The organism is Nocardia elegans NBRC 108235, assembly GCF_001612845.1.
GTDB classification, from domain to species: domain Bacteria; phylum Actinomycetota; class Actinomycetes; order Mycobacteriales; family Mycobacteriaceae; genus Nocardia; species Nocardia nova.
The window spans coordinates 185,933-207,391 of record NZ_BDBF01000006.1; the positions used below are offsets into that span (position 1 = coordinate 185,933).

17 protein-coding genes are annotated in these 21,459 nt (G+C 66.7%); 7 read left to right on the forward strand and 10 right to left on the reverse strand.

Annotated elements, in window-relative coordinates:
* Positions 1-15: 15 nt before the first annotated feature.
* Entirely contained in the window at positions 16-798 is a 783-nt protein-coding gene (locus NE2_RS05605) for an enoyl-CoA hydratase/isomerase family protein (RefSeq protein ID WP_106958372.1), read from the reverse strand.
* Positions 799-906: 108 nt separating this feature from the next.
* Between NE2_RS05605 and NE2_RS05610 the strand changes: the two genes are divergently transcribed.
* Positions 907-1,992 carry an NADH:flavin oxidoreductase/NADH oxidase gene (locus tag NE2_RS05610; protein WP_063024450.1) on the forward strand — a complete coding sequence of 362 codons (1,086 nt, stop codon included), beginning with the start codon at positions 907-909 and terminating at the stop codon, positions 1,990-1,992.
* Positions 1,993-2,358: 366 nt separating this feature from the next.
* On the opposite strand, the gene NE2_RS05615 is transcribed toward NE2_RS05610, so the two are convergent.
* On the reverse strand, positions 2,359-2,700 hold the full coding sequence (locus NE2_RS05615) for a hotdog family protein (protein WP_233429678.1): 342 nt from the start codon (positions 2,698-2,700) through the stop codon (positions 2,359-2,361).
* A 317-nt stretch (positions 2,701-3,017) separates the two neighbouring features.
* Between NE2_RS05615 and NE2_RS05620 the strand changes: the two genes are divergently transcribed.
* Entirely contained in the window at positions 3,018-4,019 is a 1,002-nt protein-coding gene (locus tag NE2_RS05620; protein WP_063024452.1) for an alpha/beta hydrolase, read from the forward strand.
* A gap of 93 nt (positions 4,020-4,112) precedes the next feature.
* Here NE2_RS05620 and NE2_RS05625 read toward each other — a convergent pair whose 3' ends face one another.
* From NE2_RS05625 to NE2_RS05635, 3 genes are all read right to left on the reverse strand, one after another.
* On the reverse strand, positions 4,113-5,645 hold the full coding sequence (locus NE2_RS05625; protein ID WP_167356704.1) for an AMP-binding protein: 1,533 nt from the start codon (positions 5,643-5,645) through the stop codon (positions 4,113-4,115).
* Positions 5,646-5,757: 112 nt separating this feature from the next.
* Positions 5,758-8,226 carry a CaiB/BaiF CoA transferase family protein gene (locus NE2_RS05630; protein WP_233429679.1) on the reverse strand — a complete coding sequence of 823 codons (2,469 nt, stop codon included), beginning with the start codon at positions 8,224-8,226 and terminating at the stop codon, positions 5,758-5,760.
* A gap of 70 nt (positions 8,227-8,296) precedes the next feature.
* The gene (locus NE2_RS05635) at positions 8,297-9,760 is read right to left on the reverse strand and encodes an aldehyde dehydrogenase family protein (RefSeq protein WP_063024456.1); all 1,464 of its coding nucleotides are present in this window, start codon (positions 9,758-9,760) and stop codon (positions 8,297-8,299) included.
* A 201-nt stretch (positions 9,761-9,961) separates the two neighbouring features.
* On the opposite strand from NE2_RS05635, the gene NE2_RS05640 reads away from it, so the two are divergent.
* The 3 genes from NE2_RS05640 (at position 9,962) to NE2_RS05650 (ending at position 12,515) form a co-directional block, all read left to right on the forward strand.
* The gene (locus NE2_RS05640) at positions 9,962-10,576 is read left to right on the forward strand and encodes a TetR/AcrR family transcriptional regulator (protein WP_063024457.1); all 615 of its coding nucleotides are present in this window, start codon (positions 9,962-9,964) and stop codon (positions 10,574-10,576) included.
* A gap of 113 nt (positions 10,577-10,689) precedes the next feature.
* Positions 10,690-11,520 carry a mycofactocin-coupled SDR family oxidoreductase gene (locus NE2_RS05645; protein WP_063024459.1) on the forward strand — a complete coding sequence of 277 codons (831 nt, stop codon included), beginning with the start codon at positions 10,690-10,692 and terminating at the stop codon, positions 11,518-11,520.
* Between the two features lie 17 nt (positions 11,521-11,537).
* Positions 11,538-12,515 (forward strand): NADPH:quinone oxidoreductase family protein, encoded by a 978-nt coding sequence (locus NE2_RS05650; RefSeq protein ID WP_063024461.1) that lies wholly within the window; start codon positions 11,538-11,540, stop codon positions 12,513-12,515.
* Positions 12,516-12,544: 29 nt separating this feature from the next.
* Here the strand turns inward: NE2_RS05650 and NE2_RS05655 are convergent, their stop codons facing one another.
* From NE2_RS05655 to NE2_RS05675, 5 genes are all read right to left on the reverse strand, one after another.
* Positions 12,545-13,288 (reverse strand): SDR family NAD(P)-dependent oxidoreductase, encoded by a 744-nt coding sequence (locus tag NE2_RS05655; RefSeq protein WP_063024463.1) that lies wholly within the window; start codon positions 13,286-13,288, stop codon positions 12,545-12,547.
* Positions 13,285-14,589: an acyl-CoA dehydrogenase family protein gene (locus NE2_RS05660; protein WP_063024465.1), complete on the reverse strand. Its 1,305-nt coding sequence runs from the start codon at positions 14,587-14,589 to the stop codon at positions 13,285-13,287. The genes NE2_RS05655 and NE2_RS05660 overlap by 4 nt, the downstream gene beginning before the upstream one ends.
* A 50-nt stretch (positions 14,590-14,639) precedes the next feature.
* A complete protein-coding gene (locus tag NE2_RS05665) occupies positions 14,640-15,677 on the reverse strand; it encodes a phosphotransferase family protein (protein WP_063024467.1) in 1,038 nt (345 codons plus the stop codon).
* Positions 15,678-15,864: 187 nt separating this feature from the next.
* Positions 15,865-16,296: a Zn-ribbon domain-containing OB-fold protein gene (locus NE2_RS05670; RefSeq protein WP_063024469.1), complete on the reverse strand. Its 432-nt coding sequence runs from the start codon at positions 16,294-16,296 to the stop codon at positions 15,865-15,867.
* Positions 16,293-17,486, reverse strand: a complete 1,194-nt coding sequence (locus NE2_RS05675) for a thiolase C-terminal domain-containing protein (RefSeq protein WP_373862222.1) — start codon at positions 17,484-17,486, stop codon at positions 16,293-16,295. The genes NE2_RS05670 and NE2_RS05675 overlap by 4 nt, the downstream gene beginning before the upstream one ends.
* Before the next feature lie 305 nt (positions 17,487-17,791).
* Between NE2_RS05675 and NE2_RS05680 the strand changes: the two genes are divergently transcribed.
* Both NE2_RS05680 and NE2_RS05685 read left to right on the forward strand, forming a co-directional pair.
* Positions 17,792-20,254, forward strand: a complete 2,463-nt coding sequence (locus NE2_RS05680; RefSeq protein WP_084493825.1) for a CaiB/BaiF CoA transferase family protein — start codon at positions 17,792-17,794, stop codon at positions 20,252-20,254.
* Positions 20,255-20,532: 278 nt separating this feature from the next.
* Positions 20,533-21,330 carry a FadR/GntR family transcriptional regulator gene (locus NE2_RS05685; RefSeq protein ID WP_063024473.1) on the forward strand — a complete coding sequence of 266 codons (798 nt, stop codon included), beginning with the start codon at positions 20,533-20,535 and terminating at the stop codon, positions 21,328-21,330.
* Positions 21,331-21,459: the final 129 nt, after the last annotated feature.

Here is a 21,459-nt window from a genome sequence, read left to right on the forward strand (position 1 = left end):
CTGGCGACCCGGCGGTCAGCGAACCTCGTACTTGCGGGTGGGCACTTCGGACCGTACGACCTGCTCCTGACCGATCGGGTTGCCAATGATCGTGTACGACATACCCGTGGCGAGGGCGTTCGAGCGGCCGGTGTCGCGGGACTCCCAGATCGCCCGGATGCTGCCCTGCACCGCGGCCGGTGGTTTGGCGGCGATTCGCTCGGCGAGGGCCTGCGCACGATCCCACAACTGCGCCCGCGGCAGCACCTCGCTGACGAAACCGATCTGATGCGCGCGTTCGGCCGACATGCGCTCGTCGAGTCCGAGCAGCACCATCCGCAGCACCTCACCGATCGGGATGCGGTGAGCGAGACCGATCGGCTCGAGGGCCGCGACCATACCGTAGGAGACATGCGGGTCGAAGAACTGAGCGTCGTCGCTGGCGATGATGATGTCGGCCTCGTTGAGCCAGTAGAGGGCACCACCGGCGACCATGCCGTGCACCGCACAGATCAGCGGCTTCCAGCACCCGTTCTGCTTGGGCGAGAGATCGACGCCCGGGTCCTGCCGGCTGAACGGATTGTCGGCGAGGAAGGTCCCTTCCTTCACGTCCACCCCGGTACAGAAGGCGCGATCACCGCTGGCCCGCAGCACGATCGCGTGCACATCGTCCTCGTCGTCGGCGAACCGCCACAGCGCCTTGAACTCCGCGCGCATCGCGTCGTTGAAGGAGTTCAACCGATCCGGCCGGTTGAGCGTGATGGTCAAGACGTGGTCCTTGCGCTCCGCTATGACCGTGGTCAATCCGTTCAGATCCACCGTTCCTCCTGCCGTCGCCTATGATCTCGACAAAGCTTACTAAGTTATCCTTCAAATGTCAGTAGTCGGGCCGTGCGCCGACAAGAACGAGGCCGGGAGACCCGATCCATGACGCAAAGCTTGCTCTTCTCATCGCTGCCCCTGCGCGGGGTCACGGTCAAGAACCGGCTGTGGGTCGCGCCCATGGCTCAATACTCCGCCACCGACAACGGCGTCCCGACCGACTGGCACCTGGCCCACCTCGGTGGCATGGCCCGCGGCGGCGCCGGTTTGGTGATGTCGGAAGCCACCGCGGTGGTGCCCGAGGGCCGCATCTGCATCCCCGACGCCGGTATCTGGAGCGACGAACACGCCGAAGCCTGGTCCCGGATCACTCGATTCATCGTCGGCCAAGGGTCTGTTCCGGGGATGCAACTCGCGCACGCCGGCCGCAAGGGCAGCACCCAGATTCCCACACAGGGACGCGGCGCGATCACCGAAGCCGAGGGCGGCTGGCGCACCGTGGCTCCATCCGCGATCGCCTATACGGGATTGCCGCAACCGCATGCGCTGACCATCGAGGAAATCGCGGAGATCGTCGCCGCCTACGCCGCCGCCGCGCGACGCGCCGTCGAGGCGGGTTTCCAGGTTCTGGAAATCCATGCCGCACACGGCTATCTGCTCAACGAATTCCTCTCGCCGCTCGGCAACGACCGCACCGACCGCTACGGCGGCGACTTCACCGGCCGCACCCTCATCCTGCACCAGGTCGTGGGGGCCATCCGCGCGGTGATCCCCGAAACGATGCCGCTGTTCGTGCGCCTGTCGGCCACCGACTGGGCCGAGGGCGGTTGGACGGTCGAGGACACCGTGCGGCTGTGCGCCGACCTCGAGGGCACCGGCGTAGACATGATCGACGTCTCCAGCGGCGGCATGGTCGCCCATCAGAAAATCACGGTCGGCCCCGGCTACCAGGTCCCGTTCGCCCGCGCCGCGCGCGCGGCCTCATCCATCCCGGTGATCGCGGTCGGATTGATCACCGAGGCCGTCCAGGCCGAACAGCTCCTGGTCGACGGCGCGGCCGACGCGCTCATGTTCGGCCGCCAACTGCTACGTGAACCGCACTGGCCCTTCCGCGCGGCAGTCGAACTCAAATCCGAACTGCGCTGGCCCGGCCCATACCGTTCGGCCCGATACCAGGGCAGCATCCCCTGACCCGCGCTCGGACGATCCGCTCCGGTCAGTGCGGTACGTCGGCGCACCCCTCGGCCGCCCGCCGCCACTTTGCTGCCCACTCCGCGCGACGGTGCTCGGCAGGCAAGGCGTCGACAGCGGCCCGAATCTCCTCCTGCGCTACGACAACGGCTGCGCCGGGCCGACGCGCTCGTCACCACGACGGCGCGAGCGCGCGCAACCCGGCGACGACAGGGCCAGTGTCGTGTCAGTCTTGCCGGATCCGCAACTCGCACAATGCCTCTCGGGCTGACCCCGGTATCGGAACGGGCCCGTCGTCACCGACCGCGACGACCACGGTGTCGCACACGCTGATACATACTCCGTCACGAAACAGTGCCGAGGAAGCTACGAACGAGGTCCGGCCGATCCGGCCCACGCGCCGGTCTCGATGGTGGCGGGCCAGTGCGCTTCGGCGCGAAAATGGACGACATTCTGGGAGGCGACCAACCGCAACTGCCGTGCTCGCGGGTCGTACACGCCGGGGAATACCTTCGCATTCAAGACGGCATGGGCATCTTCGTGCAGCAACTCCAATGCCAAGTTGTTCAGGTGCGCATTGGCATCCATGTCGGCATACCGGCCCTGCGATGTCCGGACAAGTGGGTACAGCCCGAGGTGGGACCTGGCCAGATGCGGGCGACCGGTCGTCTCCACCAGTGCATCAACGACTTCGATACCCACGCTCATGGCCGTACCCTCTTCCCGCCGCAACTGCCATACCGTATATCACTTAGTGATACTACTCGCCGATTGCGCGCCGGTGTGAACCGCGCGCCGAGGTGGCGCGGTATAGCTCGACAGCAGGGGCGGGAATTGATTCCGAACCCGAATCTTCGATCCGCCCCGGACAGATAGTTCACCAAGTATTATATCTACGACTAGCGCCTTCCATTTCCCGCCGCCTGAGCACGCACAACGCGCAATCGACACCGCCGGAGAGTGCGTGGCGGCCGACTGAACGGTGTCATAGTTCACTATCAAGCATGGCAAGGAGACAAGCCGACATGTCCCAGACCACCCACCTCACCGCCCCCACCGTGATCACGTTCGACGTCACAGAGGCCATCGGATCGGGGGGCTCGCTCACCCAGACCGCCCGCCTCTTCCTCCCCGAACACCCCGAGCGCACACCCGCGGTGCTGGTCTGTCTCGCCGGTGGCACCTACGACTGGCACTATTGGCACCTCGACGTACCCGCCCGGCGTGGATACAGTTTCGCAGAGCACCTCGCCGGCCGTGGGTTCGCCGTCGTGGCCGTAGATCACCTGGGCGTCGGGGAAAGCAGTGACCCGACCGGCGCCGGGCCGGTCGGACTGTCTCTTCTCGCCCGCGGGGATGCCACTGTCGCACATCAGATCAAGCAGCGGGTGGCCGCCGGCACACTCAGCGCGGACCTGCCCGCACTCGATATCCCACTGATCGGCGTCGGCCACTCCATGGGGGCCTGCCTCACCACGATCGTGCAGGCAGAGCAGCGGCCCTACGCCGCGGTCGCCCTGCTCGGCTATGGCGTCGATATCGCCAACGTCTACGACGAATCCAACGACGCCGACGACCTCGAAGACCGCGTCGCCGACAGCGAACGCGTCTTCCGCGAACTCAACGGCGTTGCGGCCGAAGCCAACTCGTGTGTCGTCCCGAGAGCGCATCTGCGCGCGATCTTCCACGCCCCCGATGTCCCCGAGGACATCGTCGCCGCCGACGACGCCGTCGAGTCGGTGGTCCCGGTCCGCGCCGCATCCGAAGTCACCACCCCCGGCTACGTCGCCACGTTCGCCAAGACGATCGATGTGCCGGTGTTCATCGGGCTCGGGGCCGTGCTCGACGTATCACCGAACCCGCATGCCGAGCCGGGCAACTACCGCCACTCCCCCGATGTGACTCTGCATCTCGTCGAGGGATCCGCACACTGTCACAACTTCGCGGGCAAGCGCGCTACCCTGTGGGACCGAATCGCCGCATGGATCCCCACGGTCACCGGCCCGCCCGCGCAGACCGCGAACTGAGGTACAGATGGCGCGATGGGTGGTCGTCACCGACCTTCGCGCGCAGGGGTGAAAGCCGGTCGTCGCGCATCGCGGGGCCCGAGGGCGCTGAGGTCAGCGTCGTCGGGCCGGTGGGCTCCAGGCCCGGGCCAGGTCGACGGTGTCCAGTAGACCGGTTTTGAGAATCTTGTTCGTGGGCGTGCGCGGCAGCGCGCCGGTCAGAGTCAGGTATTTCGGCAAAGCGTGTTTGGGGAGGCGGATCGTCATCCACTCGTAGAGTGCCGGTTCGTCGAGGGCGCTGCCTTCTGCCACCTCCACCACAATCAGGACCTCTTGTCCCACAATGGGATCCGGTACGCCGATGACCGCGCTCGCGACGAGTTGCGGATGCTCGTCTATGACGGCTTCGACCGCGGTGGTCGAGATGTTCTCACCCAGTCGGCGGATGGTGTCACCGGCCCGGTGGCAGAATTCGAAGTTGCCGTCGACGTGTCGAATCACGATGTCGCCCGTGCGGTACCAACCACCGGCCAGTACCCGCTCGGTCACCTCCGGCTGGTTGAGGTAGCCAACCATGATCATGAGCCGGTCACTCGGCTGGATCCACAGCTCTCCCGCGACGCCGTCGGCCGCCGGTCGGCCGTTCTCGTCCACGACTTGCGCTCGATAGCCATCGCGTACGCGACCGCACCACATGTGGTCGAGATCGGGTGGATCACTCAGCACCAGCGGGAAGCCGACCTCCGTGGATCCGTAGAGGTCGTAGCATTTCACGTCGAATCGCTGGGAGAATTCGGCGGCGAGAGCGACATTGTGGCCGGCGAACACGGCCTCGAGCGGATTGTCGGGATCATCCGCGCACGGTGGCAGCGCCAGCAACAGTGGCGCCAGCAGAGTCGCTGTGGTGCAACCGAACTCGCGGACATCGTCCATGGTGGCCTTCGCCGAGAATCGTTCCCGGAAGACGACTTGGCCGCCGGTGGCGCACATTGCCACCAGCGGGCTGCGTCCGGTGACGTGGAACATCGGATGGCAGTTGTAGGTCACATCGTTGGGGCCCAGGGGAATTCGGTCGGCCATCGTGGCGAACTGTGCCCAGTCGAGTATCACGCCCTTGGCGGGTCCGGTGCTACCGGAGGTGTAGATCACGCACGCGATATCGGCCGGTGCCGGCAACGCATCGAATTCGATAGTGGCCGCGGGTAAGTGTTGCCATCCGCCACGCTCGACTGTGTGAATAGGTAAGGCCGGTCGGGTATTTCGGATGTGGTCGACGAATTCCGGTCGGGCCAGGCACAGTATCGGGGCGGCGTCGTCGAGAACGTGCTCGAGGAAGGCACCCTTCAGTTCGGGGTTGACCGGAACCTCCACCGCGCCGAGGCAACCGAGCGCGATCCAGATCATCGCCGCATCGATCGACGGCGGCAGCACCGTCGCCACCCGGCAGCCCCGGGCTACACCGAGGCCGCGGAGGTACTCCGCCCAGCCGCGCGCGCCCTCCCACGTCGCACCGTAGGTGGCGTGGGAGCCGGTGACCTCCTGGAGAAACGGCCGGTCCGGCTCCGATCCAGCGCGAGAACGTAATTGAACCGGCAACATCGACGCCGGATCGGTCACCGCGGAAACGAACGTCGATACAGCAGACACCGGGGCCTCTTTCTTCTCACGCTTCGGACGCCGACCGGCAGTGCCCTGGCGAGCGGGCCGGCGCCGCATCGGGCCGCGGGCGCCCGCCCGGCGCCCGCGGCCTGTCGGCAATTCAGTTGTCGCAGGCGATGATTCCGAGCTCGAGTAGCTCATCGATGCGCTGCTCACCCACCCCGATCTCGCGAAGCACCGGTCGGGTGTGCTGGCCGATGGTGCAGCCCGCATCGGCCTTGGTGCGCGAGCGCGAGAAGCGGGTGAGCGGGGCCAGGCGGCGGTGTTCGTCGAAGATCGGGCTCACCGCCTCCACGCTGTAGCCGGCCTCGAAGAACGGATCGGACTGCAGCGCCGATTCGGAGTTGCGTTCGAGGATAGCCACGCAACCCACGTCGAGCGCGGTGAGCTCGTCCTCCCACTGTTGGTTGCCCTTGCCCGCGAACACGCCGGCGAGGACGTCGGCGAGCGCCGCATCGTTGGTGTGGCGATCCTGCGCGGTAGCGAACCTCGAATCCGACGCCAGATCCGCGTACGGCGACAGCGCCTTCACCAGCGCCTCCCATTCGCTCGGCAGCGGCGCGGCCAGGAAGACCCAGCCGTCTGCGGTCCGATACATCCGGTAGAGCGCGCCGAGCCCGTAGAACTGCGCATCCGGGATCGCGATCTGCGGGCGGCCTTCGTAGCTGGAGTTGTAGGAGATCAGCGCCTGATGCACGGTCCCGAGCATGGTGGTGACCATCGTCGAGAGTTCGACGCCGTTGCGCTTCGCGTAGAGACCCACCAGCATCGCCGAGGCGACCCCCAGCGCGGCGATACCGTCGGATTGGACAGCCGGCACCGCACCGGCCGCGTGCAGGGTGCGCGCACCCGCGCGCAACGCGTCCGCATCACGCGGCGGGTTGGCGGCGTCCCGCCCGTCCACGACCGACAGTCCGGTCGCCGCGCCGATCGAGGGCGCGTACGCGGGCCTGGCCGCGTACGGGCCATCGACCCCGTAACCGGGGGTGTTCAGATAGACGAGGTCGGGATTGATCGACTTCAGCGTCGCCTCGTCGATCCGTGCCCGCTCCGCAGCGGCGCCCCGGAAGCATTGCAGCACAATGTCGCTGCGCTTGACCAACTTGTAGACGAGTTCGAGTCCGGCCGGCGTGGTGAGGTCGATCGCCACACTTTCCTTGCCCTGCAACACCTTCGCGCCCCCGGCCTCGGGGAAGGCGACCAGGTTGCGAATGTTGTCGCCTGCGATCGGCTCGATCTTGATCACCCTGGCGCCGAGATCGCCGAGCACAGTTGCCCCGAAGGGACCGGCGAACATGGTGCCGAATTCGAGAACCGTCACCCCGCGCAGCGGCAACTCCGCCGACGCCGGCGTACCGGCCGCCGGTGCGGGCGTCGCCGCGGCGATCGCGGCCCGGACCTCGTCGTCGTGCTGGCCCGGCAGCGGCGCGGGACGCACCGGCGTCAGCGGCTTCCCGTCGGCGTGGATGAGGGTGGACGGTTGGCGCACCGGACCGATCCCGGGGTTGTCGACCGTGACGACTCGGCCCTCCGCGACGACCTGCGGGTGATCCAATGCCTCGTCGGGGGTGCGGAATGCCTCTGCGCTGATGTCGTGGTTGGTCTCGAAGACCTGCTGCCATTCCTCGAAGGTGCGGGCGCCCACCCGGTCGAGCATCATCTGCCAGAATTCGGTGCGGAGCTCGGGGGTCGGCAGCATCGGGAAACCGGTCCACTTGGGGTCGGCCAGCTCCTTCACCAGATCGAGTTCGGTGAGCCAGGCCTGCATCAACCGGGGCGCGGTCTGTGCGAACTGCAGCCAGCGACCATCCTCGGTCGCCGCTATCAGCAGGGCGTAGATCAGGTAGGCCTGCGGGCGTCCCTCGTCGTCGTAGGCCACATCCATCGGGCTGAAGGCGTCGGGGTAGCGCTCGAGCACCATTTCGTAGAACCAGTTGTAGGGATCCATCGCGCCCATCCCGGTGACCAGGTTGGATTCGACGGCCTGCCCGCGGCCACTGGACATGCGCTCGATCAGCGCGGCGAGGATGCCGTGCACAGCTGCCTGCGACGCTCCGAACGACGCGTAGGGCGCGGTGACGAACGCCGGTCCGGGCCGAATCGTCAGCTGCCGTTTCTCGAACATGACCCCAGTTTTGGCCATCACGAGGCCTTCCCAGCCCTTGTAGTTCTTCCACGGGCCGGTACTGCCCCAGCCGGTGATCGACGCCCAGACCAGCCGCGGATACTTGTCGTCCACGGACTCCGGGGTGAGTCCGATCCGCGCCGCCGAGGTCGGCCGCATCGTCGTGATCAGCACATCCGCGGTACCCAGCAACGCGCGCAGCGCCGCGAGATCGTCCTCGGCGTGCAGGTCCAGGGTGATGCTCCGCTTGCCGCGCAGCAGGCCGGGCCAGCCCGCGAGGTGGCGCAGGTCGCTGCCGCCGGGCGGCTCGACCATGATGACGTCCGCACCGCAGTCGGCCAGAAACTGGCTCGCCTGCGCGCCGGGCAGGGTGGTCGAGAGGTCGACGACCACCACCCCCGCGAGGGGACCCGAGCTGGTTGCCTGGTCCGGTTCTGTCGTCACGGTGAATCCTTTCGTCACAAATCTGGTCGGCACCGCGGTGCCACGCCCTGCCCGTGGGCACGGCGAAAGATCAAGCGATGGCGATGTTCTTCAGGCGCAGGAACTCCTCGATCCCTTGCCGCCCGCCTTCCTTGCCCAGGCCACTGAGCCCGACACCGCCGAAGGCCCGGTTGACACCGAGGTTCATCGCACCGTTGATCAGAACCTCACCGGTGACCAACTCCTCGGCGACCCGATGCGCGCGGCGCAGATCGTTGGTCTGGATATAACCGGACAGGCCGTACTCGCTGTTGTTGGCGATCTCGATCGCCTCCTGCTCGGTAGCGAACGGGGTGATCGCCAGCACCGGACCGAACACCTCCTTCTGAGCGAGTTCGGACTGCGGGTCGACATCGGCGAACACGGTTGGTTCCAGAAAGAAACCGTCGGCCAGTGCACCCTCGCCCCGGTGGCCGCCGGTGACCAGACGCGCGCCATCGGCCCGAGCGCGCTCGATCATGCCCAGGATCCGATGTAATGCCGCCTCGTTGACGACGGGACCGGATACGGTTCCCTCGGCCAGCGGATCGCCGACGGTGATGAATTCGGCGAACGCCTTGACCCGCCCGATCATCTCCTCATAGATGCTGTCCTGCACCAACATTCGAGTCGGCAGCGCGCAGCCTTGGCCGCTGAGCGCACCGATCGACATCATCGTGCCGTGCGAGCACGCCTGGTCCAGATCCGCGTCGTCGAACACGATATTGGCCGACTTGCCGCCGAGTTCGAGTACGGACGGCTTCATCAGATCTGCGCAGCTGTGCAGGATCTTGCGGGCGGTATCGGGCCCGCCGGTGAAGGTCACCTTCTTCACCAGCGGATGCTCGACCAGCGCCGCGCCGGCCTCGGGTGCGCCGGGCAGGATGTTGACCACACCGGCCGGAATGCCGGCCTGCTCGACCAGATCGGCGAAGAGTTCGCCGGTGAAGGGTGTGAGCTCCGACGGTTTGACCACCACGGTGTTTCCCGCCGCCAATGCGGCCGGGATCTTCATCGCGAGCGAGATCAGCGGACCGTTCCAGGTGATGATCACACCGATCACGCCGTAGGGCTGGCCCAGCGAATAGGAGAACTCGCCGTCCACACCGAGCGATCCGGTGACCTCGGAGGTGAGCTTGTCCGCCCAGCCGGCGTAGTAGCGCGTCCACTCGATGGACGTCACGACCAGACCGGCGGCGACCGGGAGGGGAGTGCCGTTGTCGAGTGCGCCCAATCGAGCGAATTCTCCGGCGTTGGCCTCGATCAGATCGGCGAGCCTGGTCAGCAGCCGCCGCCGCTCCGCCGGCCGGGTGCGGCGCCATTCGGCGAAGGCGTCCTGTGCGGTGCGGGCGGCCCGGTCGACCTCGTCGGCACCTGCCAGTGGGATCCGCGCGTCCACCGTGCCGTCGACGGGGTTGACGTGCTCGTGCACCCCGCCCGATCCGGTCGCGATCCGATCGGTACCGATTCGGAGGTGCACGGTGGGCCTGGTGGTATCGATTGCGTGACTGGTCATGGGTTCGCCACTCGCTTCGCTGCGGTCGGGTGAGATGACAACGCCATCTTAGTTATCTATGTTGCGCAGCTCACACACTATTACGGACTTAAAGTGTCTGCAAGTAGCAAAATAGGAAGGCCGCTCGGCCGCAGCGGCGGCCGACTGTGATTGGTTGATCCGAGAGGAATGCGCGGACAGATGCGAGGCGAGGAGTGACACATGGGCCGGCAAGCCACACCGCTCGGACGACCGCGCGACCCCGAACTCGACGAGAAACTGATGACGGCGGCGCTGCTCGAATACGCCCAACTGGGGTGGGGCGCATTCACGATGCAGGGCGTCGCCAGGCGCGCCGGCGTCGGCAAGTCCGCGCTCTACCTGCGCTGGGCGAACAAGGAACAACTACTGCTCGACAGCGTCGAATCGGTGGCGCTGACGTTGCGCGTCAATGTCGACACCGGCTCGCTGACCGGCGATTTGACAGCGCTCGCCACCGCACTGCTCGAGCACTTCCTCGACCCGATCGGCTGGGCGACGTTGCGGATCACCATCGACGTCACCGCCGAGTTCACCGATCTGCAGCCCTTCCAACAGCGCATCGTGAAGGCGCTGCGAGCGGCGGCGACCGGAGCCTTCACCCGCGCCGTCGAGCGCGGCGAGATGGCCACGGACACCGCACACGGGCCACTGATCGAGTCGCTGTTCGGCGCCGTGCTGATGCACACTCTCGCATGTTCACCGGATGAGCGCGCGCACGCACGCACGTATCCTGTCGAGCACGTCGGGCCACTCGTCGAAGTAATCGCGCGCTCCGCCCGCCCGACGAAGAAGTGATTGCACATATATAACTCAGTGGGTTAACTTGGTCACGCATGAGGCATGCGTTCCCACCCCGCACACGGGGCCCTCCCCGCGGCAAACCCGTGTCAATCAGACGGAGGACCACCATGGCCGGACTCGAGGGCAAAGTCGCCCTGATCACTGGAGCCGCACGAGGACAGGGCCGCTCACATGCGGTGCGCCTGGCCGGCGAGGGCGCCGACATCATCGCCCTCGACATCTGCGCGGATATCGACACGATGGACTACCCGAACGCGGCCCCCGAGGATTTGAAGGAAACCGTAGCCCAGGTCGAGGCACTCGGCCGGCGGATCGTCGCGACCGAGACCGACGTTCGCGATGCCGCCGCGACCCGGGAGGCCGTCGACCGGGGCTACGAGACGTTCGGGCGACTCGACATCGTGCTGTCCAATGCGGGCATCGTCCGGCTCAGCGACAGTCCCGACGATTACGCGCAGACGTGGCGGGACGTGCTGTCGACCAACCTGAGCGGCGGCTTCCACGTAGTGAATGCTGCTGTGCCACATATCATCTCAGGCGGCCGCGGCGGTTCGATCGTCTTCACCGGCTCGACGGCAGGCGTGCGCCCGACGGCGAGCCTCAACACCGCCGCCTTGGCCTACACCGCGTCCAAGTGGGGGCTGGTCGGTATCTGCAAGCAGTACGCCGCGTCGCTGGCCCAGCACTCGATTCGAGTCAACATCGTGCATCCGACCGGCGTCGCCTCGGGTATGACGATGAACGAGGCGATGGCCCGGCTCGCCCAGGAGGCCGCCGCGGGCGGCGACAATTCCATTTCGCAGATGCAGAATGCGATGCCGATCGAGATTCTGCAGCCGGGCGACATCTCCGACGCGATCGCCTTTCTGGTCTCCGATCAGGCGAAGTGGATCACCGGCGTCTCCCTGCCGGTGGACGCCGGCTTCTCCATCCGCTAGCCCAAGGGCAACGATCCGTGCGCGCGGTCCGATGTGAGGAATACGGCGGGCCCGAATCCCTCACCGTCACAGACATTCCCGCCCCGGAGGCGCGCCCCGGCCGGGTAGTTGTCCGAGTAGAGGCCGCAGCTGTCAACTATCCCGATGTGCTCGTCGCCTCCGACCGGTATCAGATCAGCGTGCCGACACCTTTCACGGTAGGAAGCGAGTTCGCGGGCACTGCGCTGTCGGTGGGCGAGGGAGTGCGGTCCGTCGCCCCCGGGGACGCGGTCATGGGTGTGGCGTTCACCGGCGCCTTCGCGGAGCGGATCGCGGTGCCCGAGGCCTCGCTTTCGCCGATTCCGCCCGGGCTGAGCATGATCGACGCCGCCGCGTTCGGGGTCACGTATCGAACTGCGTATCACTCGCTCGTCACCATCGGCGAGATGCGGCCCGGCGACTGGGTGGTCGTCCTTGGCGCCGCGGGCGGAGTGGGAACCGCGTGTGTCGACATCGCGACACGACTCGGGGGCCGGGTGATCGCGGCGGCGTCGTCCCGGGAACGGATCGAATTGTGCCGCCGCCTCGGCGCGGTCGCAGGTATCGCCTACGAGGACGAGGACCTCAAAGACCGCATCAAGGCGATCACCGCCGGTCGCGGAGCCGACTTGGTTATCGATCCCGTGGGCGGCGCATACGCGGAACCGGCGATCCGCGCCACCTCTTGGGGCGGACGCTACGTCTGTGTCGGCTTCGCAACCGGCGAGATTCCGCGCATACCGATGAATCTCGTTCTCCTGAAAGGGGCGATCCTGCGCGGGTTCGAGATCAGAACGCTCGCCGAACACCGGCCCGAGGCCGTGACCGAGGGGACGGCGGCGATCGCAGGTCTGGTAGCCACGGGCATGCGGCCGCACGTCTCTCAGGTGTTCGCGCTCGAGGATGCGCCGCGCGCACTGACCCTGATCCGAGACCGCGAAGCCCGCGGGAAGATCGTGCTCGACCCCACGATGTAGCCACAGTGAGTGGCGGGCACCCGCCGAACTCAGTACAAGCCGCCGTCCACCCGGATCAGTGACGCCGTAGTGTAACTGGATGCTGGGCTCGCCAAATACAATGCGGTGGTCACGATCTCGGAGGGGTCACCCGGCCGGCCCGCCGCGCTGGGAGTGGTCCGCCGCACCTCTTCGGGCCAAGCCTTGGAGATGTCGGTGAGAAACGGGCCCGCCGAGATGGTGTTGACCCTGACCTTCGGGGCGTACTCGCGCGCGAAGACCTGGGTCAGCGCGTTCAGTCCGGCCTTGGCTCCGGAGTACGGGCCGAATCGCGGCTGCGGCATGAGCGCGCCGGAGGAGGACACGTTGATGATCGAACCACCCTCGCCCGCCGCCATCCGCTCCCCCACCAGGGCGCACAGCCGGAACGGACCTTTGAAGTTCACATCGACGATCTTGTCGAAAAGTTCCTCGCTCGTCTGCGCGGACGACGGTGCCAGCGGCGACATCCCGGCATTGTTGACCAGCACGTCGACCCTGCCGAACTCGGCGTAGGCGGCCTCGACCAACGCATCGATCCGGTCCCACTTGCCGACGTGACATCCGACCGCGAGCGCTCGACGCCCCAGTGCCGCAACCTCTTTCGCCGCCTCCTCACACGCTTCGGTCTTTCGGCTGGTGATCACGACATCGGCTCCGGCCGCAGCGAAGGCCAGCACCATCTGCCTGCCGAGACCACGGCTGCCGCCGGTGACGAGGGCGACCTTTCCAGCGAGTGAAAACAGATCATTCATGCGAGGCCGTACTCCTTCAGAATGTCGGCGTATCGTGCGCGGGCCGCGGCGCGACGTGTCGGAATATGTTCGGAGGGAAACAGTCCCGCGGCCGGCCCGTAGCCTTTGAGCACCTGCTTGGCGACGGTCACCTTGTGCACCTCCGTCGGCCCGTCTGCCAGCGCCAGCGATGGAACACTGGTCCACCACTCGTAGAGCGGCAATTCGGTGGTGACACCAAGAGACCCGTGGATCTGCACGGCCCGGCCGATGATGTCACCGAAGACCTTCGCCATCGCCACCTTGCACATCGCGATATTGGTGCGGGCCGCACCGTGCGGCTCGTTGTCGATGATCCACGCGGTCTGCATCACCAACAGCCGGAACTGGGCCAATTCGATCCACGAATCCGCGATGAACTGCTGCACCATCTGCTTGTCGGCCAGCAGTTCACCCTGGGTGCGTCGCGAGAGGACCCGCTCGGCCATCATGTCGAATGCGCGCCGGCATTTGCCGACCGTGCGCATCGCGTGATGAACGCGGCCGCCGCCCAGGCGTGCCTGCGCCACTTCGAAACCCAGGCCGGGACCGCCGAGAATCGCATCGGCGGGGACCCGCACGTCGTGGTAGCGGATGTAGCCGTGGGTGCCCTCGTCGAGTTCCTCCCGGTCCGGCATCACCACCACATTGCGGATGATCTCAACGCCCGGTGTTTCGGCGGGCACGACGAACATCGACATCCGGCGATACGGCGACGCATCCGGGTCGGTGACGGCCATGACGATGAAGAAGGCCGCGTAGCGCGCGTTGGAGGAGAACCATTTCTCCCCACTGATGACCCACTCGTCACCGTCACGGCGTGCGGCGCAGACGAACTCCTTCGGGTCGGCGCCCGCCTGCGGTTCGGTCATCGAGAAGCAGGAGACGATATCGCCGTCGAGCAGCGGCTGCAGATATCGTGACTTCTGTTCCGCGGTGCCGAACACGGCGAGAATTTCGGCGTTCCCGGTATCGGGGGCCGCGGTACCGAAAATGGTTGGCGCCCACATGGATCGGCCGATGATCTCGTTCATCAGGGCGAGTTTGAGCTGCCCGTAACCCTGGCCACCGAGTTCGGGGCCGAGGTGGCACGCCCACAGACCCTGCTCGCGCACTCGGTCCTGCAGCGGCTTCACGATCGCGCGGGCCGCCGCGTTCTCGGTGTTGTACGGCTGGCCGATATGAGGGAAGAGCAAATCGAGCGGCTCGCACTCCTCCCGCACGAACGCGTCCATCCAGTCCAGCTTCGCCTGAAAGTCCGGCTCGGTCCGGAAATCCCACATATGCTCTGATCCTTTGTCTCAGAAGGTAGTCGGCTGTTCGACAGCGAACCTCAATGCCCGATCAAGGCCATCGCCTCGTCCACCATGCCCGCCAGCCCTGGTTCCATCCGCTGGAACGCCGGCGGCACGGCACCGGCCTTGCGGGCCCGTTTGATCAGCAGCGCCGTAGCCGCGGCCTCCTTGTACCGGGTCAGCGCGTCGAACCAGACCAGGTCGGTCACCGGCCGTCCCCATGCCTGCTCGTATTCCCGGACCACCTCGGCGATGGTCGGCGTACCGCACGGTTGCGCGCTGGGCGCGGCCGGATGGCCCGCTTCGTCGGTGAAGTAGGTCAGCCAGCTCAGGTCCACTCGCGGATCACCGACCGACCAGATCTCCCAATCGATGATCGCGGTGACCTTGTCGCCGTCGCACAGGGTGTTGCCCAGCCGGTAGTCGCCGTGGTTCACCACCGGCCCGGCCTGCTCCGGCATGGTTTCGCGCAACGCACGCGCGCAAGCGCGGTAGTTGCCCCGCAGATCCTCCGGCACCGTCTCGAAAGCCCTTGTCCACCGGTCGATCTCGGCATCGAGACCGACTGCGGGCTCGTCGCCGAGGCCGATATCGGCCGGCTCCACACGGTGCAGGTGACCGAGCATGCGCGCGGCGTCGAGATAGCGGGCCCTGACCCGGCGCGCCGCTTCGGCGTCGCGCCCATCCTCGAGCAGCGGTTCCACACATTCGCCCGCCACCAGATCCATGGCTACGAACGGCGGAATCTGCGGCGGCCGCCCTTCGTCGTCGAACAGCACCGCGGGCACCCGCACGCTCGGCGCCTGCGCCAGAGCGGCCATCACCCGGCTCTGCCGCAGCACGTCCCGGTTGCGGACCGGATCCAGCCCGGGCGGCGCGACTTTGAGCACCACCGGCAGCGTCGCCCCGGCCGCGGTGAGGTCGGCGACGAAGGTCAGGCTCGATGTACCGCCTGTCAACGGCCGCACGCCCGACACGGCGGCTCCGATCCGAGCCGCCGCCGCGGTGGCACGTTCCGCGAGCTGGTCGACGAAAGTCTGGTCATCGACCCGAGAGGCCGCGTCGGACGGGTGCATGGAGATGCCCTTTCGAACCGGGACGATCGAGCACGTCCGGCGGGGTCGCGTTTCAGAACGCCATTCTGAGAATATGATTCTGCGTTCGCTGCGCGTTGTCAACCCCGGAAACGCCGCAACGCGGGCCCGGAAAACCGTGACCCGCGTTGCGGTACTTGATATTCGATGTCTCAGAGCGGCCGGATTCTCACCCCTGAACCGGACGGAACACCGGCAACTGCCAGCCATCGGAAATCGGCGAGAAAGTCACCTCGACCTCCATCCCGATCTGCACCTCTCCCGGATCGACATCGACGACATTGGTCACCAGCCGGGCATCCCCCGCACCCTCGAGCGAGATCACCGCTCCGACGAGAGTGATATCGGGAATTCCGGGGAAGCCGTGGATGACGGCGTAGCTGTAGACGCTGCCGCGACCCGACAGTTGTTTCCAGTTCTTCTCGGTGGACTGGCACTCCGGACAGAACGGCGTCGGCGGCATCCGGAAGTGCCCGCACGAACCGCATTGCAGCGCAACGAGTTCGCCCTCCTTGGCATGCTGCCAGAACGGCTCGGTATCGCTGTTGGTGGTGATGTGCACGGCCTCGGCGGGCAGTGTGGTCGCACGGAGGTCACTCATGCCGCACTCCCGAGAATCAGGCCGCTGACCGGCAACGACGCGGGACCGCCTGTGGCGAGCGCGAATTCGGCATCTTTCACCTGATTGATCGCGGTACCTCGCATCTGCTCCACCGCCTCCTTGATGTGAGTCATCCCGATGATGTAGGCCTCCGACAACTGGCCGCCGTGAGTATTGACCGGGATAGAGCCGCCCTTGTATCGGATGGCGCCGCTCTCGACGAACGCACCGCCCTCACCCTTGCCACAGAACCCGTAGTCCTCGAGCTGCATCAGCACCATCGGCGTGAAATGGTCGTACAGCAGCGCCACATCGATATCGGTGGCACTGAGTCCCGATTGCTCGTAAAGTCGCTTGGCGATCGGTGCGTTACCCGAGGAAGCGAAGTACTCGTCGGGCATCCCGTACCAGGCGAACGCGCGCCCCCACTCGCGGCGGCCGCCGTGCGCGACCGCGACGACCGGCACCGGCTTCTGCCGCAGATCCTTGGCCCGCTCGGCACTGGTGGTGACGACCGCGACGGCCCCCTCGGTCTCGAGGCAGAAATCGTAGAGACACAACGGATCCGCGATCATGCGGCCGTTGAAGTACTCCTCCTTGGTCAACGGCTTCTTCTGAATCGCCTTGGGGCGGTTGAGCGCATTCTCCCGAGTGGAGATCGCGATCTCGGCGAACGCCTCGCGACGGGTGCCGTACAGATGCATGTGCCGGCGCGCCAGCACCGACATCAGATGGCCCGGACCCGACAGACCCGACGGCTGCAGGAAGGAGTTGATCGGATCCGGAGCGCTGGCGGCGAATACCGAGCCGAGGCGCTGCTTCTGCTGTTGCAGCGTCATCACCGTGACCACGGTGGTGGCGTCACCGGCGACGATGGCCGCGCGGGCAAGCCCGATCGACCCGGCCGCACCGCCACCCCCGGAGGTGAGCGAGGCGGTGAAGGTGACCTCCGGAATGCCGAGAGTTTCCATGAAATCGGCGGTGTCCATCTTGTCGCCGTACCCGGCGCCGGCGCCGGAATAGTAGGCGAAGCCATCGACTTCCTTGACCGAAATCCCGGCATCCTCGCAGGCCGCCAGGATTGCCTTGCCCGCCAACTCCAGATTGGTCTGCGGCGCGGATCCGCCGCGCTTGTAGTACGGGGTCGCCCCCACCCCGACGATCGCGACATCCCTCAAACCGTTGGACACATCAACACTCCATTCTGGTTGCCGCCGGCCACCGAACCCGAGGCGCGGAACCATACGGGAACCTCGGCGCCGGGAAGGCGAGACCATGAGGTCACCTATCTCACATAGTAATCTATCAGATTCATCTCTGATGGGGAACGTAGCGCAACCCGGACGTCTGACCGGTCTAGAAATTGAACCTTGTGCACTATGTAAGCTCGACGTTACTGTGAGATGCAGCTCACATGCGATCGGCACAGTGTTCGGGCTCACACCATTCTTCGCGCGGCCGATCGGAAACTCACCCTTGATCCGGAGGATCGCCAGTGACTGTCGACTCGAAGCCCCGCAACCAGATCCCCGCCGGCCCCCTCGACCGTCTCACGGTGATCGATCTGTCGACCACGCTGCCCGGCGCGCAGGCAACGATGTTCCTGGCCGACGCCGGAGCCGAAGTGATCTTCGTCGAACCGCCCTCCGGCAGCCGGCTGCGAGCCCTACCCGGCTGGCCCGCGCTGGGGCGCGGCAAGAAGAGCATCATCCTCGATCTCCACGACGAGACCGACGCCGAGACCCTGCGGGGACTGCTGCGCACCGCCGACGTCCTGGTGACCACCATGCGGCCCGCGGCCGCCGCCCGGCTCGGTCTCGACCCAGCGACCGTGGGCGCACTGAACCCCTGGCTGGTCAGCGCCGCGATCACCGGATGGGGTTCGACCGGGCCGTTCAAAGATCTCAAGGGCTATGAGGCCCTGGTGATGGCGAAGCTCGGCATCATGTACGGCAAACGCCAGACCACGGCCCGTCCCGGTCCGTCGTTCGTGCCCACACCGTTCGCTTCCTGGGGCGCCGCGCAGACCGCGGTGCACGGCATCCTCGCCGCACTGCTCGAACGCGAGGACAGCGGGACCGGACAACACGTCGAGGCCGACCTGGTCCGCGGAATCGCCACGATGGACACCTGGCAGTGGTTCTCCGAACTGGTGGTGAACCGATGGCCCGATGCCTTTATCCCGGTGTCGGCGTTCGACGACGACGGAAATCCCAACGGGCACCTGATCTATCCGCTGCTGGTGACGCCGACGAAGGACGGACACTTCATCCAGTTCGCGCAGACCGAGCCGCGACTGTTCCTGGCGCTGATGAAGGAGCTCGACCTCACCTGGATGTTCACCGATCCGAAGTGGGCCGCCGTCCCGCAGCTCGACGACGTCGCCCTGCGGACCGAGCTGTGGGAGATCATGCTGGAGCGGGCCTCCGCGCGCACCCTCGCCGAATGGCAGCGGGTCTTCGACACCAATCCCGACCTCAGCGCGGAGGTCTTCCGCACCCCGGCTGATGCGCTGCGGCACCCGCAGCTGGTGCACGACGGGCGGGTCGTGACGATCACCGATCCGGATCTCGGTGAGGTGCGCCAGCCCTCCACGCTCGTTCACGTCGACGGCGCGGCGTTGACACCGCCACGGCCAGCGCCGCGACTGGGGGCCGACACCGAAGCACTGCGGCAACGCGCGAACCGAAATCCCTCCGCGCGAACGACATTCGACGACTCCCCCGCCGAGCTTCCGCTGGCGGGCATCACAATTCTCGAACTCGGCTCCATGTTCGCGGGTCCCTACGCCGCTACTCTGCTCGCCGATCTCGGTGCCCGCGTGATCAAGGTGGAACCTCTTGCGGGCGACACCATTCGCGGCCTCGTGCCGTTCCCCGAGGCCGGGGGCGCGAAGGTGATGCAGGGCAAGGAATCCATCGCGCTCGATATGCATTCACCCGAGGGCCTGGCAATCGTGCACCGGCTCGCCGAGCGGGCCGATGTGGTGTTGCAGACCTATCGGGCGGGTGCGGCCGAACGCGCCGGAGTCGACGCCGCCACCCTGACCGCGCTCAACCCGAAGCTCGTCTATTTGTGCGCACCGGGATACGGCATCGACGGACCGTATGGCGCCAAACCCGCCTATGCCCCGTCCATCGGCGCGGCTACCGGCCTCGGACTGACCGATGCACCCGACGTCGCCGCGCGGGTCGACAAACTCGACGAGGTCAAGGCCACGGTGATCCGGCTCTATGCCGCCGCCGCCAACCTGTCGGTGCAGGCGGACGGGATCGCGGCGCTCGGGGCGGCGTCGGCGATGCTGCTCGGCCTGCTCGCCCGTCGCAGGGGCCGGCCGCTGGGCACGCTGACCACCACCATGATCGCCACCGGAACCCACGCGCTGGTGGACCGCAACGTCGACTACCCGGGCCGGCCCGAACTGCTGCGTCCCGACCCCGAGATGTACGGCTACAGCGCCCTTTACCGGCTCTATCGGGCCGAGGACGGCTGGATCTTCCTGGCCGCTCCGCTCGAACACGAATGGGCGGACCTGACCGCCGCACTCGGACCCCAACTCCGATTGGCCGACGACCCCCGCTTCGCTACCGCGCGGGCTCGCATCGACAACGACGACGCACTCGCCGAACAGCTGGCACGGGTCTTCGCCACCCGCGCGAAAGCGTTGTGGGAGAAGGAACTCGGCGCGGCGGATGTGGGCTGCGTGGCGGTCGCCGAGCAGGTCGCGGAAAAAACGCTGCAGAGCGACGAATTCTTCGACGCCGGCTACGGCGTGACGGCCGTGCACCCGACCTTCGATGTGCATCGCCGGCTCAGTCCGGCCACGACGTTCTCGCGCTCGCGCACCAAGGCAGACGGCGGCTGCCTGACCGGCGAGCACACCGACGCGGTGCTCACCGAGATCGGGTACGACACGGAAAAGATCGCCGATCTGCGAGCGCGCGGCATCGTGAGCTGACCTGTCGACACCCGAACACCTGCATCCCGCTCACGATGGGGAATTTCGGGACGCCTTCACTCTGCCGCCCCGGCCGGACCACACCTACCCGCCCTTCGACTCGCTCATGACCTCGACGACACGCTGGTCGGCGAAACTTATTAAACCTAGTACGATACATAGCGACGCTCAAGGGAAGTCCGTTTTCCAGCGGTCGCGGGAAGCTGTCGGCGCGGCCGGGCAGGACTGGAACCAGATGGTTCACTTGGCCGACGAAAACGATCTACCGGGAGGAATACGTGGCTGACAGGGCCCTCGCACCGATCTTCGACGCGCGCAACGCCGCCGCGTCTCGCCCGATCCGGACGCCAAAGACCGCCCAGCTCGTCGCACACAACCTTCGCCGCATGATCATCGACGGCAACCTGAAGGACGGCGACCACCTGCCGCACGAGGCCGAACTGATGGAGCATTACTCCGTCAGCCGGCCCACTCTGCGCGAAGCCGTCCGCGTCCTGGAATCCGAGCGCCTCGTCGAGGTGCGCCGCGGCTCGCGCTCCGGGGCCCGCGTGTGTGTCCCCGGTCCCGAAATCGTGGCGCGACCGGCGTCGCTGCTGCTCGAACTCTCGGGGGCGACGGTCGCCGATGTGTTCGTCGCCCGGGAGGCCATCGAGCCCGATGCCGCCCGCATCCTCGCGACCGAGGGGACCGAGGAAGATTTCGACGAGCTCGAGCGGATCGTCGACGAAGAGATCCCCGCGGCCTTCGCCTCGGACAACCTCGCGGCCGGCACGTCGGCGTTCCACCTGCGGATGGTGCAGTTGTCGGGCAATGCGACTTTGGCCATCATCGCCGGCATGCTGCACGAGATCACCGAACGCCACACCGGTGCGGTGCTGCTGGAGACGCGCGCCGACAAGGAGCGCTACGAGGCCTCCTACAAACTCGAGATCCGCTCCTGCCGGCGACTGATCAAACTACTGCGCGCCCGCGACGCGGACGGCGCCTTCGCGCACTGGCAGAAGCACATGGTCAACGCGCGACTGTCGCTGATGGAGGGCCGCGAAAACGTCCAGGTCCGCGACATCCTCGACTGACACGGCCACGGCCGCGCGCCGTCGAGAACGCGGACCGATCACCATGTCGTCGATCTGCTTCGACACTTGGAAAGAACTCGCCGGGGTGGACATGTACACACCCCGGCGAGTTCGTTCAGGATCCAGCAT

What these genes read in the sequence shown, in the direction of transcription:
- NE2_RS05610 (WP_063024450.1), top strand. Translation starts at nt 907, where the DNA reads ATGACGCAAAGCTTGCTCTTCTCATCGCTGCCCCTGCGCGGGGTCACG.
- NE2_RS05645 (WP_063024459.1), top strand. Translation starts at nt 10,690, where the DNA reads ATGGCCGGACTCGAGGGCAAAGTCGCCCTGATCACTGGAGCCGCACGA.
- NE2_RS05640 (WP_063024457.1), top strand. Translation starts at nt 9,962, where the DNA reads ATGGGCCGGCAAGCCACACCGCTCGGACGACCGCGCGACCCCGAACTC.
- NE2_RS05635 (WP_063024456.1), bottom strand. Translation starts at nt 9,760, where the DNA reads ATGACCAGTCACGCAATCGATACCACCAGGCCCACCGTGCACCTCCGA.
- NE2_RS05670 (WP_063024469.1), bottom strand. Translation starts at nt 16,296, where the DNA reads ATGAGTGACCTCCGTGCGACCACACTGCCCGCCGAGGCCGTGCACATC.
- NE2_RS05655 (WP_063024463.1), bottom strand. Translation starts at nt 13,288, where the DNA reads ATGAATGATCTGTTTTCACTCGCTGGAAAGGTCGCCCTCGTCACCGGC.
- NE2_RS05615 (WP_233429678.1), bottom strand. Translation starts at nt 2,700, where the DNA reads ATGAGCGTGGGTATCGAAGTCGTTGATGCACTGGTGGAGACGACCGGT.
- NE2_RS05665 (WP_063024467.1), bottom strand. Translation starts at nt 15,677, where the DNA reads ATGCACCCGTCCGACGCGGCCTCTCGGGTCGATGACCAGACTTTCGTC.
- NE2_RS05620 (WP_063024452.1), top strand. Translation starts at nt 3,018, where the DNA reads ATGTCCCAGACCACCCACCTCACCGCCCCCACCGTGATCACGTTCGAC.
- NE2_RS05660 (WP_063024465.1), bottom strand. Translation starts at nt 14,589, where the DNA reads ATGTGGGATTTCCGGACCGAGCCGGACTTTCAGGCGAAGCTGGACTGG.